This is a genomic window from Actinophytocola glycyrrhizae (genome assembly GCF_042653545.1).
GTDB classification, from domain to species: Bacteria; Actinomycetota; Actinomycetes; order Mycobacteriales; family Pseudonocardiaceae; genus Actinophytocola; species Actinophytocola glycyrrhizae.
Window position 1 is genome coordinate 83,863 of the sequence record NZ_JBHSIS010000027.1, and the last position, 17,335, is coordinate 101,197.

A 17,335-nucleotide genomic window follows, 5' to 3' on the forward strand; every position below is an offset into this window, starting at 1 on the left:
GCTTTGGGAATGCCTCACCGCGCTCATTCCACTGTCTGCTGAAGCTTCACGGCGCGGTAATCGCCGTGGGTCGCTAGTCCATCAACTAACCGGTGCCAGCGGGCGACGCCCTGGACGTCGAGTTGTCCTGCTACATGTTCCAGCCACTCGGGCAGGTGCCAGCACCGTCCTGCGATGGCGGCGTAGTTGCCGTTGATGGCGTCTTCCGCCCAGGCGAGCCCGGTTGTTGCCTGCCACGCGGGTGTGGCGCAGTTCGCGAGGTCTGTGACGGCGTCGACAGCTTTTGGTTCGCCGCGTGCGAGTTTCAGCCACCTAGTGGCGAGATCAGCGATGTCGTCCGGATCCAACCAGTCGGCTCGAGCCCGGTCCAGAGTGGCCATGGGGTTGGCGTCGCTGATGGCGAACTGGGGGGTCGGCAGAAGTTCGGCGAGTGCGCTGTCGCGCCAGTGGTGGCGGCCGGGGAGGGTGGCGCCGCTTTCAAGGGCATCGAGGGCGGTGGTCATGACCAGGCGCCAGACGGGAAGCAGCGATGTGCGAAGCGTGTCGTCGTAGGTGAAGAGCTCGCGAAGGTCGTGGAGAAGCGCATCGAGCGCTGGAGCGTTCGTGGTGAAGGCTCCCACGTAGGAAGCCAGCGGCGTCGGGTCCCCGCCGATCACGGTCTCGACCAGCACCCGGACCACACGATCGCGGTGGCGGTTGTGGAGACGGTCGTAACCCTTCGTGGCCCAGTGGTCGGTTCCCCTCCGGTGGACGTCAAACAACACGTCGCGCAGTCGTGTGGCCTCGTCAGCAACGCAATTCCCATTTCGCGCTGCGGCTGCGGCCGCAACAAGGGGAGCGGTGAGCCGATTCACGAGGAGGACGTCGGTGGGCACTGTCGGCAGGGTCGCCTCGTAGGGCGGCTCAAGCGGATTCGTGAGCCGCTGTTGCGTCGCTTGGTCCCAACCGCCGAGTCGGCAGTCGCGCAGGCCCTGCTGGACTGCGGCCCATGCGAGCTGGTGTCGGCAGGTCTGCGCCGGCGGGCTCGGGGTGCACGGTGCTGACCAGATGGGCTCGACACCGACCGCAAACGCTGCCCGGACCTCGTCGAAGAGGCTGGTCGCGCTGGCGAGCAAGGCGTCCTCGACGCCCTGCCAGTTCAGCGGGACATGGTCGAACACGGGTAGGAGCAGGGCGGGGAGCGCGGCGGCGGCGGAGCGGTCGGCGCCGTCCGGGCCGATGGTCACGCTGCGGCTCAGCTCGCCGACCCGCGGTCGCGTCGCCACATCGATCAGGACGTTGGCCGCCCACTGCAGATCTTCATCGAGAAGATGGGCGCGTCCTTGGGCGTGGGCGATGACCGCTGCGGCGGCGACGGCGGCGACTGGGTCATCCGGGTGCGCTGGACCGCGGACGGCCGGGTTCTCGGCAAGGTCGCGGGCGAGCAGCAGATCGGCAACGAGCGTATCGACCGGGGCGACACGGTCTTCCGAACTCGCGTAGGTCTGGTGCAAGCGCAGTGCCGTGTCGCCGCGAGCGAACTCCTCTTGTGTGTGGGTGAGACCAGCGGCGATGTCCTCCGGGACCGCCCACTCGAACCGGATGTGGCCATCCTCTGTGCGGCTGAGGCGGTAGTTCTCCGCACGGAGCTGAGCCGCCCACCCTTGGACCATAAGCAGGTCGGCGGCTTCGTCATCGGTTCCCGCGACCAGCTCACGGGCCCGCTCGACCAGTTCGTCCCCTCGGGCAGCGAGGACGGCGAGCCGATCCTGATCACCGGCGAGCATGGCCGTCACGATCATTTCGCCGACCACGTTCTGGAAGCTGGCCCTGCGCCTCTGCTGACCGACCAGGTCGGTGGGGTCTGGGCCTTGGGCATGAAAGTGTTCCCCGACGACGCGGGAGACCTCCAGATGCCATAGCTCGGGGCAGACCAGCCAGCGATCGAGCAGGTCATCGGCGCGGTCGAGGTGGCGGACCAGCAGACCGACCACCAGGGCAGGCATGGCCAGGTTGTGGCAGTCGCGCAGCAGGATCGCGGCGACGTGCGCCAAGGGCACACCGAGGGTGTCGATGAGCTCATCGGCGAAACGTTCGACGGCCAGCAGCGCGCTGATGCACGGGTACGGGCCGACCGACGAGCCGCGGTACCACGACCACACCTGCTCGTCGCCCACGCAACGCCGGACTCCCACCCCAGGAAGGTCCAGCTCGAGCCCGAGCGGGGAAGGCTCGGGCTCATCGGCATCCGCTGGTTGATCGGGGCTCGGGCCGACATGCACGGTGGCAGCGCGGTCAAGCATCCTGTTGATCAGAGCGAGCGCATCCATGGGGCGGGCGTGGAGCAGCCGGTAGAACGGTCCGAAATACCACCCCGCGAAGGGAGGACCCGCGCCGCCCGCACGCACGTGGCGGCGGATGCCCTCGCCGAGCAGCCCCCACGATTCGAAGTGCTCCGCGTCATGCGGCCGGATGTAGTACGCCTCAGTCAGCGTGAGTAGCAACTGGGGCTGGTACTCGGACAGGGCAATCACGGCGCCCACGGACTCCACCGCCGGTGCGAGGTACCCGCCGCCATCGTCGGCACGTTGCCGCAGGAACGCCTCGGCGTACTGATCCAGATCGGGGCCGAGCATGGCCAGTACTTCCGCGACGAACTCGTCATGCTCCTCCGGCGAGGAGGCGAGCAGGCGATCACGCACCTGCTGCCGCAGGGGCAGCGGAACAGCTTTGCTCTCGATGAGCCCCCGCAGCCAGGCCAGCACCAGCTTGCGGACCTGCTCGCCGGTGTCTCGGTCGTACCGATCATGTTGTCCGACCTCGGCCTCACCGCAATAGGTCAGCGCGACGAGCGGACCCAGCGCAGCCGGGTCACCCCAGCCGCGGTCGCTGTAGCGGTGCAGTGCCAAGCGCAGCAGCGTGCGCAGGCCAGCTCGCCGCTCGGCGAGCAGGCTCGGCCACGCTCGCTGCAGCACGGCTTCAGCGTGACCGTGCGTCAACATCGCCTCCAGTGGCACTTCTGCCCACCGCGCGCCATGTTGATTGGCCAGCTGGTCGAACACCGCTTGCAGCCGGGCACGCGGCGGCTCGGTGTCCTCACCTGCCCTGCTGAGTGTGGCCTGGCAGGCAGCCCGTGCAGCGCGCAGCGCGGACCGTGGTGCGCCAGCCTCGTGAAGTAGCTGCCAGCCTTCGGTGATCAGGAGCCGAGTAAGGGCGAGATCCTGGACCACATCACTGGCGAAGGAATCCCCCGAGTGCCAGGCGCTGGTCGGACCGGAGGCGAGGAGCAAACCGTCCGACCTCAACGACGGCAGCACATTCGGATCCGGAAGTGCGTAGTTGCCGCCAGGCAGCAGGAGCGTTCGAGCCAGCGACGTCAGCGCACGCTCCCGGGCCTCGGGTGACGGGCCGCCCGGCGGGTGCTCGCCCCCGCGGCGGACGAGCTGGTCCCAGATGGCCGCGAACAGGTCTGCTTCAGAGAGCGGCCCGTCCAGCAGTTGCCAGGCGACACCTGCACGGAGCAGCAGCTCCACCAGGCCGGGTCTTCCCAGCAGCCATGAGGTCCGCAGGTCCTGGCCGATCCGGGAGAGGATGGGGAAGACAGTCGCGATCTGTTCGGCCTCGCCCGACAGCATGCGTGGAACCTGGTGCTCACGCAGATCTGCGGCGCCCGCGGCTGTTTGTGCGCTTCTCATCGCGCTGGCCACTGCGGCAGCGGCATCGTCGCGGGTGACGGCGACGACGCCGAACCCGGCTCGCAAAGCCGCGATGGTGAGCTCGGTCAGCAGGGTGCTGCGCCCCTCGAGCACGGATTCAGCACCGTCGAGGACTAACAGCCTCGTCTCGGCGGTCGCGGTCGCGCAGAGTACCTCGACCAGCTGTCCACCCAGCGCCGTTTCCAGGGTGAGCGTGTCGGCGGGCAGGTCCTGCAAGCTCACCGAGGTCACTGCGGCACTCGCCGCCGACATGTCCTCGGCTGCCCGCAAGGTGAGCGCCGACTTCCCGACATCAGGTTCACCGCGAACGATCAAGATTGCCGGTCCCACCGCCGCTGCTTTCATCGCGGTCGCCAATCCGCTCCGCGCCTCGGTGCGCGGTAACTCGAGGGTCACCTGGTCCCCGATGAGCTGGAAGCGGGTCCGATCGCGCAACCGTTCGGCGAGCCGGTCAAGGAGGCTCCACGCCTGCGAGAACGATGACGATCGGGCCAGGGTGATCCCGGCCAGGTCACGGCGCAGCAGTCGTTCGGTCACCTCGGCGCCCGCAGGCGCGTACCGGCCGGTAAGTTCCGCCAAGCGCGTGAACAGCCGGTCCGCCGCGACCGCCGTCCCCTCGTGAGTGGCCGGGCGCAGCTGACGAACCGCGATCGTGCGATCGAACTGGTCCGGACCTTCCAGGCGCACCTCCAGCGGCCTCAGGGTCGACAGCAACCGCCAGGTGAGCACATGGGGTGCGATCACCGTCGAGTCGATGTTTGCCCTCGCCGCAGCCGCTTGCACGAGCGTGTCGATGTGCCCGAGCCGGGCGACGACCGGTTGGCTGGCCTGCCCTGGTTCTGTGACCTTGGCGCGAAATGCCGCCTCGTCGTCGGTGGCCTCAGCGATCACACACAGCGCACGGAGTTGCCGAACTGCTGAATTGGGGCTGGCCACGGCCAGGGCCAGCCGCCACCGCCCTGCCGCAACCTCCTCCCAATGCTCGGCCACCACCTGGAGATAGGACACGAACAATTGTTCGGATGGTGTCTCGCTCGCTACGAACGTCGGTGCCCGGCGGACACCGACGGACATCCGCCGGACGCCGCCGTCCGCCGTCTGGCCTTCGACCAGTACGTCGTCGACCGGGCTGACTGCGCTGGCCTGGAACCGCACCAGGATCGGCCTGGCGTCATCGCCCAACCCCGTTACGGGGTCGCCGGTCAGCAGGCAGCCCAGAACCGTGGCGGCATACCGGTGCTCGAAGACCGTCCCGCCGCCACCCGTCGAGTACGGCGATGCCGCCACGTGCGACCTCGCGTCGCCGATGGACATGTCGCAAAGACTACGTACACGCGCGCCGCAACGAACTCCGCGACCCGCGGGGCACTCCTACTACGTGCTGGACGGCACTGCTATCAGCGGTAGCGGCCACGGTGTGGATCGGCCACCTCGTGCCGCTGCAGGTCGATCAGCAACGCACCGAGCTCGTCCTCGCTGTTGATCTGCTTGCCGTCGCGCAGGGCGATCGTGTGCTCCAGACTCCAGCCGGCTGCCTGGCCGGCGACGGTGTGCGCCGACTGGCAGTAGGTGCAGGTGTCGACCGCGCCAACCACGGGCGCGATGGCCTCCCGCGTGCGGACGTCGAAAACTGCCGTGCTCGGCGATGGCCCGCTGGATGCAGGTGTAAGGCGGCCAGCACCTCCCGCGCCGTCTCGGGCGCGTCGTCGACGGAGTGCACGGGAAACACACATGATCGGCCCAGGGCGGGAGGATAGCTCGAGGGCATTGCGAGTACATCGACACGCGACGGCCGCGGTGGCGGGGGATCGGAAGGTCGCCACCGCAGGGCCGCGTTCCCCTACAAACTTGGGGGTGCAGCAATGGCGCGTCCGTGGCATCCTAACCAGTTCGCCTCGAGCAGAGTCGGCGGACGCAGGTTGCCGAGAGGAACGATCCATGCAGCGCGAGCTACTGATCGAGGGGATAAGGTCATGATCATCCGGACGCTTCGGGAGTTGCAGGCGCCGGACGAGCGCACGCAGCGCTTCACCCCGTTCGGCCTGAGCATGGCTCACATGCTGACGCCCGAGGCGACGGTGGCTTATCAGCACGACGTCTTGTCGGGTACAGATCTGGTGGACGTTGTGCCTGAGGGCACCCGGCTCAGTTTCGAACGCGTCCGGACCGCGTTCGTCTACGGCGCGCTCAACTATGACATGTTCGCCATCGCGGAGAGTCTGGCTCGCCTTGAGACGGAGCACGCACTTCGCGACCGTTTCCTCGACTACTACAACCACAGTGTCCTCTTCGTGAACGGTCGCGGCGAGGAGCGCGCGGAAATGGTCGCTTCATATGAACACGTCATGAACGTTCTCAAGCGGCCACGCATGAGATCACGCAGGGGACGTCCCGCCGAGTGGCTCCTTAAACTGCCCAAGTCCGGCTCCACGATGGAGTTCAACGGCATGTTGGCGAACTTGTGGACGTGGGCTCGGGCAGAGGGTCTGCTTCCTGGCCAGTGGGCACGCAGATTGCAGCGACCGCAGGTCTTCCTGCGTAACACCGTCGCGCACCCGTCCGGTTACCACCTCAGCAGCCCCGTTGAAGCGGCCCGAGTCATCCGTGACGTGGCGGAGATCATCAATTGTCTCTGGGGTAGCCGCACGCCTGGTGGGCGTCTCCATCCAGCGCCCGTTCATCGAGCCGTGCTCGCCATTGCCTGGGATGCCGACCGGTTCGAGATCTGCGACATCACCAGCCTGTCGCCCACGCGTGTCAGTGCGGATGCCACCTGCATTCTGGTGCGAGCCGTTCCCGACTATCTCGGGGACCTTTGGCAGTTCGATGCTCAGTTCGAGACCACCAGGTACCCCACTGACCTGCTGTGGGGTCCCGGACCCCCGGCCGATGCCCTTACCTGGTACAAGGATCAAGAGCCAGCGGAGGACGACGTCGACCATCTCGATCGTCACTTCCTCATCCGACACCACGCGGACCGCGTCGAGCCCCCGAGACGACCAGGAGTCGCCGCAGGATTAACTGGCGAGGACCGGGACGGCGTGTGGTATGTCGTCCGCGCCGACGATCCGGTGAGCGCCTACAACCACGTTCGACAGCTCGTCGCCGCCCGCCCTGACTGCGCCGGCACGGGTCCGTGCGAGGGTTGCGCCGTTGAATCGATCAGCAGTGGCCCGTGGCAGGACGCCGTGGACCTCCTCGATGCAGCGGGTGTTAATGTCCAGCCGCAGCACTTTGATGACGTTCGTGTTCCGTCACCGCTGCCGAGATGGGGTGCGTAGAGGGCGGCGATAAGCAGTCGCTACAGCAGGCGTGTTGCCTCTGTGGTCACGATGAAGTCGTATTCGGCGACCTCCAGTGGCGTCATCGCGATGAGGTGGCATGGCGGGCAAAAGTCTTCCCACGGCTGCATCGCGCGGAGCGCGACTACGGAGGAGCGGTCCTCATACACCAGCAGGATGTCCAAATCCGCTGGGGTCTTGGACCGGGCGGCCGAGCCGAATAACCAGACTTGCAGGGACGGCAGTCTGCGTGCCGTCTCCAGGAGGAGCTCCAGATGTGGCCAGCGGTTCAGGTCCATTGTGTGCCCAGGCCATCAAGGAGATCGTCGAAGAGGATGAGCGGGATTCCCGCCTGCTCCGCGGCCCGCCATGAATCGGTCGAGAAGCCGTGACAGTTTGGGTTGGTGACGACTATCAGGTCTGGGTCGATTCCCTCATAACTCTCCAGCAGGATGTACATCCGGTCAGCGGTGAACTCGTATTCATTGATTGTGATGATCGTGAGCGGCCGGAACTTGTCGCGCAGGATTTCGTAGGCGTGGTGTCCCTTGCGTTTGAGCGATTTAACAGCCTTGTGGCGGGTTAGCCGGCGGCGTTCGTACCTCTCCTGGCTGTCGATGTGCTGAGCTATGTCCTCGTCGTGGTCCAGCGCGTCGACTAGCTCACCAAAGCCTGTCACACAGATGCCGAGGTCCTCGGCCCGCTCATACGCGGCGTGTGTGATTCGAGTGGGCACCACCACGACGAACCCCGTGCCGGCGACCTCCTCAATGGCGACATCGACATCCTGGGCGTCGAACGCCTCTCCTTCCTCGAGTCCGATGCACAGCACCCGAGCGCCTGGGCGAGAGGTCCGCTCTATCGCCAGTTGGAAAGGCGGGAGCCTCGTTGAGGTGTAACCGTTCTCCTGCAACTTCTTCTCGATCCAGCCCCGCACGTCCTTCATGCGCGGTCCGTCTCCTTCTCATCCAGGAGGATCCTCTCAATGGCTTCGGGGAATCGCTCCGTACCTGTGGTGAAATCCTCAAGGACGTGCCGGCCCTCGAACTGATCGACGTGTAGCCGGTAGACGGCCAGGATTTCCTGCTCATCCCGGGTCAGAAGGTGCCGATTGGCCTCCAGTACACGCAGGATCTTGCGATTGTTGGGAACAATGGTTGCGCGAGCGTGCCGGCGCCAGAGAGCAGGATTCCCGTGCCGATATGGGTCACCCACCGGCCCGTACCTCGTATGGATCGCGCGGTTGGTCTCCAACTCCCCCTGGAGATGCGCTCGGGCCTCGGCCCGGGTCTGAAAAGTGGGTGTCGAGACAGCGATCTGGATCTCGTCGATCCGCTTCTGCTTCCACCCATGCAGCATCTCGACCGGATACGCCGCCGGAGCCTTGTCGATCGTCGTATGGCAGTTAGCGCACAACAGAACCAGGTTGCTGTGATGAGCTCGGTCTTCGGCGACGACCTCGTCGAGAGGAACGCCGCGGGGACCGTCGGGAGACGCTGGGATGACGTGGGCCAGCTCACCGAAATCCACGTCGAGGTCATCGGGGAAGAGGTACTCCCGGCACGCCGGGTTACCGCAATAGCCACCGGAGTCACCCCACAGACGCCGCCGACTGGACACGCTAGGGTTTACCCTGCAGGTCGTTTCCGCCACCGCTTCGTCCTTGCCGGGCTCTTTTGCGTACTGGTCCGCGAGGTCGTCAAGCATTAACTTCACAGGATCTGCCACGTCCTGTTGTCTCCCTAGGTCTCCTATTGTCTTCAATTCAAGCGGCGAGTGACGTTATGTGGAAAGCGTGTTAGAGAAGCGGTAACATGGACGATTGTGAGTGATGTGCCCTCAGGTGCCGCTGCCTAGTTGTTGGTTGGAAAGAGGAAGAATCATCGCATCAAAGTTCGGTGAATCGGCAAATGGTTGGAGTTTGCCGATCTTCTTCCATCCCCAACGTTTGTATGCAGTTTGGGCGGTCTCGTTGTCTTCTCTGACGAGGAGGGTCGCTCGCTCCTCGGGCCGCTTGCGGAGCAGTTCGTCGTGGAGAGCGTGTGCGATGCCTCGCCGTTGAAAATCAGGCGTTACCATTAGTTCGTTGAGAGCAAAGGTGCGGTTTCCAGTCTCGGTTGTAAGGTCATCTGGAGTCGGTGTCGTTAGTCCATGCCACCAGCGCGCGTTGGCCGGCAGTGTGTAGCCAAACGCGAAGCCAACTGCGGAATCGGCATCATATGCTGCAACCAGCGCAAAGCCTGGCGACTGAATGTATCCGCGAACTCGCTCGATGAACCGCGTGGTGGAATAGAAAGGGTCCGCGATCACGTCTTGGTGACTTTCTTCGTAAACTGGGCCGATCACGGATTCCAGGATCTGTTCCGTGTTGCTGGCGTCATGATGTGTGAATTTGATTGACATTTTCTCTTACTTGTTGCCGATGGTTCGAAGCATTTCTCGCGAGGCTACGACCTGCGGATGTGACTGTTGCTGATCGGGAACTGCGTCAAGTGCTGCTTCGCCGCTGCGCAACACCAGGCCGTCCGAACGTTGCCAAGGCTCCAAATTGTTGAAGGTGGAGACGACGTAATCAACTCCACCAAGAACGTCGCCCGAGCGGATTAGCGCGATTGCCTGGTATAGGGCCACCTGAGTGGGGCCTTGGAAGCTATCGGACTGGTAACAACCCAGAGCCGCGTCATACGCGGCTTGTGCTTCGTGTAGTCGCCCAGCGTGGGCGTGTACGAAACTTTCGACGTGGCGGAGTCGTTGCTCGCCCCAGTGCCACTGACCATGCTCTTTGCCTCGCGCTGTCTCCGACAAGCGTTCGAACATGTCCTTGACTTGTCCAAGTGCTATGTCAGCGTCAGCCTGTCGGCCATCTCCTGCGTGGATCTGTGCGCGCGCCGCGAGACCGCTTATCACCCCCACACATGGCACATTTCGCCCTTGTGCGACCGCGGCATCGGCGAGTGCCAGCACTCGAGCGGAGGGCGCGGTGTGGAGGGAGTAGACCGCGTGTCGCCCTGCCACCAGGGCCGACAGCATCGGATCACCCGCCCCGGCCGCAGCTCGGGATGCCGTCCTCCACCAACGCTCCGCCGAGCGCGGCTCTCGAAGATTCACCAAACTGATGGCCGTTAGAGCTGCCAGTTGACCGCCCGTATGAACGAGCCTGGTTCGCACGAGTCCGCTGGCGTCCATGATCCGCCGCTTGATCTCCTCGAAGTCAGCTAGAAGCTCGGTCAGCAGACGGTCTGCTTGCACCGTGCCAACCTCTGATGCGTAGGTCGCCGCAGCCTGCTCCCAGTCATCGGCGTCGTGATCTGTCGGCTCTGCCGCGAGCATGCTGTCGATGCCGTGACGGACACCTTCGAGCCGCTCGACCAAGGGAGGAACCACCGCCGCTTGTCCGATCAGGCCCAGCATGGTTCGCCGCTTCACGTCGTCGTCCTCCTTCCCGACAGGTCCGTCAGTAGTTCCGCCGCTGACCAGCCCCGTGAGACCGTTGCGGATCGCGTAGGCCTCCAGCTGGGCAGCTTTCCGGAGTTCAATTAGCGCGTTGCCCGCGTCGAGGCGACGATCGATGGCCTGTACCAGTTCACCGGATGGCAACGGGTGGTGTGGGTTTTCCGCGCTGGAGATGTACTGGCGGCTATAGCCAACCGCCTGGGCGAGCTGGGGCTGGCTCAGGCCGGCGGCCTTGCGTACGCGCCTGATCTCGGCGCCCAACTGCTTGCGTACAGAGTTGCCAACGTCGCTGTTCGGCGCATAGTCCTCAGTCATGCCCCACCTCGCCGGATACTGGCTCGCGACGCCGGTCGACGTCTGTCAACACGTGCTGTAGTCATTAGAGAGTACTGCCGTGATCGTAGCTGGTCCTGGTCATATCAAGAGGTGACGAACGACGATCTCACCGTGAGTGACCGATACGGTCTGACGGCGACAACTGCGGAAGTAGCTGACGGCCGTACGCTCCGGCGGAAGCTGCCGCTGCTGACGGAGGCGCAGCGCAGCTCGATGCGTCCGGAGTTGCTGGATGTGATTGAGTACCGCAAGTCGGGGCTGAGTGTGAACTGGATCGTCGGTTGCCCGCTGGACTGTGGTTACTGTGTGCGGCACTTGTTCGACAACTTCGGGATGAAGGTCCCGCGGGCGCTGGTCAGTGACGCTGAGGCGTTTGAGCGGCTGGTCGGGCACCGTTATTTCCGTCCGCATGTGACGCCGGTGCAGTTGCTGAACAGGGCGACTGATCCGATGCTTCCGGTGGTGAAGCCGCACACGTTCGACATGCTGAGACGGCTCGATGAGCGCGGTCTGACCAACCACGTGCTGGTGATCACGCGGTGGCGGGTCGAGCCGGAGGACTGCGCGGTGCTGAACTCGTTCGCCAACATCAAGGTCACGCTGCTGGTCACCCACTCGGGCATTACCGACTCCCGGGTCGAGCCGGTCGATTCGACTATCGCGGCCACCTCGCTGAAGACGGCGTTCGAGCGCGCGGAGCAGTATCGGGTGGTGTTGTATTGGCGCCCGATCGTGCCGGGCCTGAATGACAGCGACGAGCACCTGGACCAGGCGTACCAGCTCAGCCGGCACGCGCACGCCACCGTGTTCACAGGGCTGTTCTTCAAGGACCAGATCCGTGACTACTACCAGGCCCACGGCCTGCCCGAGCCGTATGACCAGGGTGCTCGCCGCAAGGTGTTCCCGGAGCGGCTTGAGCAGCGCATCCTGGCCGGGGCGCGTGCCCGCAACGCGGGGTCGCCGCTGTTCCGCAAGACCTCCTGTGCGGTGACCTACGCCCACGGTGTCGCTGACTACAACGGCCACTACGGCATCCGCGAGCTGTGCGATATCTGCCCGGAAGCCCAGCTCCAGCGATGCGCCGAGGCGTGGCAGCGCCCCGATCGCGGGGAGGCCACCGCGCTGGCGGATAGTCAGGGTGGCAGGCTGGTCGAGGTCAACGACCGGGCCGTGGTGGTCGAGGGTTTGGACGAGCCGCCGCGCTACTTCATGCAGCACGGGCTGGGCTACCAGGTCCACGACGTCAGCAAGCCTCACCACCAGCGTCAACACGGCCGCGCCGACATTGGCTGGCCCGCCGCCGACACGATGGTGAAGGCGACAACTGCCGATGCCGCCGCTGTCGATACGACTGTCCGGGAGACGGCATGACCACGCCGGTTCCGGCTGCTCTGGCCGAGCGCGAGCTGATCGTTGTGGACGTCGAGGGCAACGGGCAGACCCCACCGGAGATCATCGAGTTCGCCGGCCTGCTCATCGACGGCAGCAATGGTGCCGATGGCGCTGTCCGCATCGAGGACATGCGCTCCTGGCTCATCCGGCCACAGAAGCCGATCGCGTCGATGGTCACCCGCAGGGTGCACGGGATCAGCAACGCCGACGTCGATGGGTGCCCGCCGTGGTCGCAGGTCGCTCTGGAGATCGCCGAACTGCTCGGCAGCCGGATTCTGGTCGCGCACGGCGCGCACGTCGAGTACCGGGTTCTGGGTGCGCATCTGCCGGCTTGGCGTCCGCCGTTGGTCCTGGACACCCTGCGCCTGGCCAAACACGTTTGGTCCGACGCGGCGAGCTACAGCCTGGACAAGCTCGTCGAGCACGCTCGCCTCGATCTGACCGCGGTCACGGGGCAGCGGCCGCACCGCGCCGGTTACGACACGTGGTGCGCTTGGCAACTGCTGGTGACGCTGATCAACGACGGTGCCCTGGATTGGCCAGGGCTGGTCAAGGTCGCCACCCTGCCCGGCTCGACTGCGTCCACAGAGCCGGAGGGAGGCTTGTGGTGACCGCACACGGTGACCTGGTCGCGGACCGGGTGGACAGGCCGGTGACGGTCGGTGTCACCGGAACCCACTCCACCGGCAAGAGCACCTTCCTGGCGCGGCTGGCCCACGAGCTTCGGCTGCGGCACGTCGAGGTCTCCACCGTCGCCGACCTGGGTGAGGAGGCCAAGAAGATGGGCATTCCGATCCTGTTCAACCACACCTGGGCCTCCACCCTGTGGATCATCACCCGGGGCATCAGCAGCGAACTCGAAGCCTGGCTCCACGCCGATGTGGTCCTGGTCGACCGGCCGGTCCCCGACGCACTGGGCTACTACCACGCCGCCCTCGAACACCGTGGCCACCGGGCTGACGCCGACGAACTGGCCCATCTCAACAGTCTCGTCCGCGGCCACAGCCGACGCTACGACCTCATCTTCCGCACCACGCTGGACCCGACGATCCCGTTGGGCGACAACAAAGCCCGGGACGACAACGCCACGTTCCGCAGACTCGCCGACCAGCACATCGCCCGCGTGCTCGACGACCTCGACGTGCCGCACGAATTACTTCCTGCGGACGGCCACGACCACGCACTGGATCACGCGATCAACCTCGTGCTGGAGCACGTGAAGAACGCGATCTAAGAGCAACCGCACAGCCGCTCACCCTCCACTGTCGACCGGACCGGTCGACGGCGCGGCCGAACGCGCCCCAAGACCCTTTATCCGTTCGGGAGAACTCACATGGCTACCACCGCACGACCGTCCGAACCAGTGACACACAACGCGTTCCAGCAGCGCCCTCGGCCCAGCGAACGCCCACCCGCCACCGAAGGCGCGCCGGAAACCGTTCCACCGCTGGAAGACATCAGCGGCGAGCAACGCGCCACCCTGGCCCAATCCGTGCAGGCCTTGGTGCACGCCGGGTTCGGGTTCAATTCCACATTCGTGGAGGGTGTCGTTTCGATGCAGCGTGCCTGGCAAGGGCCAGGGGACGACGTCGTCATAGTGGACGCGATCACCCTCGACATCCACGGTGGGGCACTCGCAGTACGAGAAGGACCCACGGGTCGTCCAGTGTGGGGGCCTGAGCGGGGAGGGTGGTCAGCGGTAGTGACCGCGACCCTCGCCCAGCCAGCTCCGCAGGGATACGCACGGGTCGCGGCCCGGGAGCGGCCGCCAGACGCCGAAGATCCTGTGAGTGGCCACGATCCGAACCTGGTCCACTCGCTCGGCTCCGCCACGGAGACCGACTGATGGCGGGTTCCGATGTGCAGTGGTGGCTCCTGGCCCCCCTGGCTTGGACTGGTCGGCGTGGTTGCGTTGCTGTGCGGGCTGGTCTGGCTGGCAGGCCGACGCCTGCCATAGACCTGAACTTCGTATAGCTGAGATGACAAGGTCATGACCGACTTTCCGAAACGCGTTCCAGGCGCGAGCCTGAAGAAGCTCGCCGCGCCTCCAGATGACGGCTGGTTCGGTCAAGGCATCGAGTGGCCGGCCGAGGACCAAGACCTGATCAAGATCGAGAGGACCAGGAAGGTCATGGGCCAGTACCTCGACGACAGCGATCTGTCCAGTGGGGCCGAGACCATGGCGATGCTCGATCGAGTCCTCGACCGGATCAAACACCTCTGAAGCTTCGGTGGACGTGCGCTGACCCCCGACCAGCCACGTCCACCGGACCCTCGCCTAGTCGGTCGGCTCCCGGCCCGGACCCTGCCTGGAGCCGACCGGCACGGCTTGTCGTTGATGAGTAGCACGAACGGGTACGGCACCGACGACGGCCGCAGGATCACGATTAGGAGACCGAAATGTCGGAAGTTATTTCGCTTTGCTACGAGCACGTGGAGCGTTAGCTATGACCTCCAAGCCAGGAGCGGCCGTGTGGCTCGACATCCCCGAGGACTGCCGCGTATCCGGTGAGATCACTGCAGACTACGACGCGCACATCGTGTTCGGTGGCCTTCGAGACGGCGTGGAGATGCAAATCCAGCGCCCGGCCTTGGAACGCTTCGTCCAGGTCGCCACTGAGCTGCTGGCGCGACAAATCCCCGCCAACGTGAGCGAAGGCCGTCATAGGTTGCACGCCTCGAGTGGCTAAAAATCGATCTCAAGAGTGCAACGCTGCCAAACCCGCCAGGCGCATGGACTACGCGTGATCGTCTGCGTGTGTACACGATGAATGCACGCTACGGGGGAGGTCGCCCCCGAACGGGAAGGCCATCCGCAGCTGGCATGACGCTGTGTTCACCAGGCCCTGTTCCAGGTGGCTAATCAACCTCGTACACAGACCGGCCCGCGTTCGAGAGCGGCGAGTGGCGCCGTACAGCACGCGACCTTGCTCAGGCTTCACCTGATCCTCCACAAGCAACCAAGCGAAAGACCGTGACTCCCGTCAACCACGTTGAAGCCTCTGCTGTCAGCCAGGAACAGCAGCTCACTGCCGTCCCCGTGAAGACGTCATCTGCGGATCGTTACTACCAAACCGATGCGGTGAACGCAGTTCACAAGGGCTACACAACTGTCGATCGTGGACAGCTGCATATGGCCTGCGGTACCGGGAAGACCCGTGTGTACATGCGGGTCGCCGTCCGCGAATGCGCGGGTGGGCTGGTGGTGGTGCTGGCGCCGTCGGTGTGGTTGCTCGGTCAGATCATCAAGGATTGGCGCGCAGACTTCGGGCTTGAGCATGTGGCGATGGCGGTCTGCCATGACTTGACCGTGGCGGACGACCCGGCGGGCTATGGCATTGCCGTTCCGGTCACTACCAGTCAGCGTGAGGTTGCCAAGTGGCTCACCGGTAACCGATCCGCGGCCGTCACTCGTCTTGTGGTGGCCACGCACAGGTCAGCGCGAGTCGTCGGGCAGGCGCTTTACCGCGCTGGGCTCGCCGCGGATCTGCTGATCGTCGATGAGGCTCATCATTCGGCAGGTCGGGCGGACAAGATGGTCGCCTTTGTCCATGACAACGTGTTGTTCCCTGCGGCTCGGCGTCTGTATGGGACGGCTACACCGGTTCAGCTCGCGGAGTCGGGCCGTCGTGCGGTGACGGTGCACATGGACGACGAGGCGTCGTTCGGTCCGGTCTTTTACACCTACCCCCTTGCTCGGGCGATCGCGGACACCTACCTGGATGACTACCGTCTCGTGGTGGTCGGCGTGAGCGACGGCGAGGCCCGCCGTCTGTTGGAACGTCGCCGTGCGACCCCTGCGGGGAAGGGCAGTCTGATCGATCTGCACACGGCGATGTGTCAGATCGTGTTGGCGAAGACCGCCGAGCGGTTCGATCTGCGCCGGGTGATTGTGTTCGATCGATCTGTTGATGATGCGATCCACTTTGCCGAGACCTTGCCCGCGACCGTGGAGATGATGGCCGAGGACCGTCCGGACCGGCCGTTGACGTCGTCGTTCGTCTATGGCGAGATGAAGATCCGGGAACGCAACCGTGAGCTGGACCTGCTGCGGGAGCCGCCCGGGGACGGCTGGGTGTCACTGTCGAATATGCGCTGTTTGGGCGAGGGTATCGATGTGCCCGCCGTGGACGGGGTCATGTTCACCTATCCCAAGCAGTCGCCGGTGGAGATCGTGCAGGCAGTGGGCCGTGCGACGCGTCGGAACCCGTCTGGTAGTGGCATCTCCACGATCATTCTGCCGATCGCGGTGCCAGACGCCGCCGACCATGACGTCGATCAGGACAGCTTGACCGTTGGGCGGTACCGGGTGCTGTGGGATGTGCTGCGGGGGTTGCGTCAACACGACGCGATGCTCTCCCGTGAGATCGACCACCTGAGCACCGGTGGCAGCGGCAACACCGGTGTCGCCCATCCACCCGGAGGCAAGATCGAGATCTACCTCCCCAAGGGGTGGAAGCCGATGGAGTTCCTCCAGCAGCTGGCTGTCCGGGTGGTCGCCACTACCCGGAGCGTGTGGTGGGACGGTATGGAGGCGCTGCGCCAGTTCCATGCCGAGCACGGGCACACCGACGTCGTCGCGGGCACCATCGTCAACGAGGTGGACCTGTCTCAGTGGTCGGCCACCGCCCGCGATACCTACCGCCGCGGGCGGATGCCCGAGGACCGCGACGCCGCGCTGCGTGCGGTCGGGTTCGATCCCGAGGGCGATGCGGTGAGTTGGACGAAAGGCTTCCACGCCTCATGTGCGTTCCGGGACCGGTACGGGCATCTGGAAGCACCCGAGGGGTTGGTCATCGACGGCGTGCACGTCCAGGCTTGGCAGGAGCAGCAGCGTGATCTCCATGCCGAGGGTGTGTTGTCGAGTCTGCGGTGGCGGCGGCTGGAAGCGATCGGCATGCGCTGGACCAGCCGGCCCCGCACGACGCGGGAGTACCTGGATGCGGTGGCCGCCTATCACCAGCAGCACGGACACATCGACATCGACGCGGACGCGGTCTCCGATGACGGGTACCTCGGGCAGTGGCTCGTGGAACAGCGGCTCGCGTGGCGCAAAGGGGTCCTCGAGGACGAGGTCCGGCAGCGGTTGGACGAGATGGGCATGGACTGGAACCGGGCACCCAAACCGGTGCGGAGGTTCGCCGCACAGGAAGCCCAGTGACTGTTGTGAATGCTGTG

Annotated in this window: 14 protein-coding genes; 7 read left to right on the forward strand and 7 right to left on the reverse strand. The window is 65.2% G+C overall.

The window, feature by feature from the left end:
• Window positions 1-23: 23 nt before the first annotated feature.
• Both ACFPCV_RS37350 and ACFPCV_RS37355 read right to left on the reverse strand, forming a co-directional pair.
• Window positions 24-5,009, reverse strand: coding sequence for a hypothetical protein (locus tag ACFPCV_RS37350; protein WP_378062120.1), 4,986 nt, complete (start codon window positions 5,007-5,009; stop codon window positions 24-26).
• A gap of 83 nt (window positions 5,010-5,092) precedes the next feature.
• Window positions 5,093-5,290, reverse strand: coding sequence for a hypothetical protein (locus tag ACFPCV_RS37355; protein WP_378062121.1), 198 nt, complete (start codon window positions 5,288-5,290; stop codon window positions 5,093-5,095).
• Between the two features lie 378 nt (window positions 5,291-5,668).
• Between ACFPCV_RS37355 and ACFPCV_RS37360 the strand changes: the two genes are divergently transcribed.
• Entirely contained in the window at window positions 5,669-6,976 is a 1,308-nt protein-coding gene (locus ACFPCV_RS37360) for a hypothetical protein (protein ID WP_378062122.1), read from the forward strand.
• A gap of 20 nt (window positions 6,977-6,996) precedes the next feature.
• Here ACFPCV_RS37360 and ACFPCV_RS37365 read toward each other — a convergent pair whose 3' ends face one another.
• From ACFPCV_RS37365 to ACFPCV_RS37385, 5 genes are all read right to left on the reverse strand, one after another.
• Complete coding sequence (locus ACFPCV_RS37365) at window positions 6,997-7,275, reverse strand: hypothetical protein (RefSeq protein WP_378062123.1); 279 nt, start codon at window positions 7,273-7,275, stop codon at window positions 6,997-6,999.
• Window positions 7,266-7,922 (reverse strand): hypothetical protein, encoded by a 657-nt coding sequence (locus tag ACFPCV_RS37370; RefSeq protein ID WP_378062124.1) that lies wholly within the window; start codon window positions 7,920-7,922, stop codon window positions 7,266-7,268. Before ACFPCV_RS37370 ends, ACFPCV_RS37365 begins: the two co-directional genes overlap by 10 nt.
• Window positions 7,919-8,704 (reverse strand): hypothetical protein, encoded by a 786-nt coding sequence (locus tag ACFPCV_RS37375; protein WP_378062126.1) that lies wholly within the window; start codon window positions 8,702-8,704, stop codon window positions 7,919-7,921. Before ACFPCV_RS37375 ends, ACFPCV_RS37370 begins: the two co-directional genes overlap by 4 nt.
• 111 nt (window positions 8,705-8,815) lie before the next feature.
• Complete coding sequence (locus ACFPCV_RS37380) at window positions 8,816-9,379, reverse strand: GNAT family N-acetyltransferase (protein ID WP_378062128.1); 564 nt, start codon at window positions 9,377-9,379, stop codon at window positions 8,816-8,818.
• A 6-nt stretch (window positions 9,380-9,385) separates the two neighbouring features.
• Window positions 9,386-10,744 (reverse strand): helix-turn-helix transcriptional regulator, encoded by a 1,359-nt coding sequence (locus ACFPCV_RS37385; protein ID WP_378062130.1) that lies wholly within the window; start codon window positions 10,742-10,744, stop codon window positions 9,386-9,388.
• A 111-nt stretch (window positions 10,745-10,855) separates the two neighbouring features.
• Between ACFPCV_RS37385 and ACFPCV_RS37390 the strand changes: the two genes are divergently transcribed.
• From ACFPCV_RS37390 to ACFPCV_RS37415, 6 genes are all read left to right on the forward strand, one after another.
• Complete coding sequence (locus tag ACFPCV_RS37390; RefSeq protein WP_378062132.1) at window positions 10,856-12,136, forward strand: radical SAM protein; 1,281 nt, start codon at window positions 10,856-10,858, stop codon at window positions 12,134-12,136.
• Window positions 12,133-12,768 (forward strand): 3'-5' exonuclease, encoded by a 636-nt coding sequence (locus ACFPCV_RS37395; protein WP_378062133.1) that lies wholly within the window; start codon window positions 12,133-12,135, stop codon window positions 12,766-12,768. Before ACFPCV_RS37390 ends, ACFPCV_RS37395 begins: the two co-directional genes overlap by 4 nt.
• Entirely contained in the window at window positions 12,765-13,391 is a 627-nt protein-coding gene (locus tag ACFPCV_RS37400; RefSeq protein ID WP_378062134.1) for an AAA family ATPase, read from the forward strand. The genes ACFPCV_RS37395 and ACFPCV_RS37400 overlap by 4 nt, the downstream gene beginning before the upstream one ends.
• 756 nt (window positions 13,392-14,147) lie before the next feature.
• On the forward strand, window positions 14,148-14,381 hold the full coding sequence (locus ACFPCV_RS37405) for a hypothetical protein (protein ID WP_378062135.1): 234 nt from the start codon (window positions 14,148-14,150) through the stop codon (window positions 14,379-14,381).
• A 247-nt stretch (window positions 14,382-14,628) separates the two neighbouring features.
• Window positions 14,629-14,847 (forward strand): hypothetical protein, encoded by a 219-nt coding sequence (locus tag ACFPCV_RS37410; RefSeq protein WP_378062137.1) that lies wholly within the window; start codon window positions 14,629-14,631, stop codon window positions 14,845-14,847.
• A 284-nt stretch (window positions 14,848-15,131) separates the two neighbouring features.
• Window positions 15,132-17,318, forward strand: coding sequence for a DEAD/DEAH box helicase (locus tag ACFPCV_RS37415; RefSeq protein WP_378062139.1), 2,187 nt, complete (start codon window positions 15,132-15,134; stop codon window positions 17,316-17,318).
• Window positions 17,319-17,335 lie beyond the last annotated feature (17 nt).

Bases quoted from the DNA above. Each gene is read 5' to 3' on its own strand.
- ACFPCV_RS37350 (WP_378062120.1), bottom strand. From the start codon at position 5,009: ATGTCCATCGGCGACGCGAGGTCGCACGTGGCGGCATCGCCGTACTCG.
- ACFPCV_RS37360 (WP_378062122.1), top strand. From the start codon at position 5,669: ATGATCATCCGGACGCTTCGGGAGTTGCAGGCGCCGGACGAGCGCACG.
- ACFPCV_RS37365 (WP_378062123.1), bottom strand. From the start codon at position 7,275: ATGGACCTGAACCGCTGGCCACATCTGGAGCTCCTCCTGGAGACGGCA.
- ACFPCV_RS37370 (WP_378062124.1), bottom strand. From the start codon at position 7,922: ATGAAGGACGTGCGGGGCTGGATCGAGAAGAAGTTGCAGGAGAACGGT.
- ACFPCV_RS37380 (WP_378062128.1), bottom strand. From the start codon at position 9,379: ATGTCAATCAAATTCACACATCATGACGCCAGCAACACGGAACAGATC.
- ACFPCV_RS37385 (WP_378062130.1), bottom strand. From the start codon at position 10,744: ATGACTGAGGACTATGCGCCGAACAGCGACGTTGGCAACTCTGTACGC.
- ACFPCV_RS37395 (WP_378062133.1), top strand. From the start codon at position 12,133: ATGACCACGCCGGTTCCGGCTGCTCTGGCCGAGCGCGAGCTGATCGTT.
- ACFPCV_RS37405 (WP_378062135.1), top strand. From the start codon at position 14,148: ATGACCGACTTTCCGAAACGCGTTCCAGGCGCGAGCCTGAAGAAGCTC.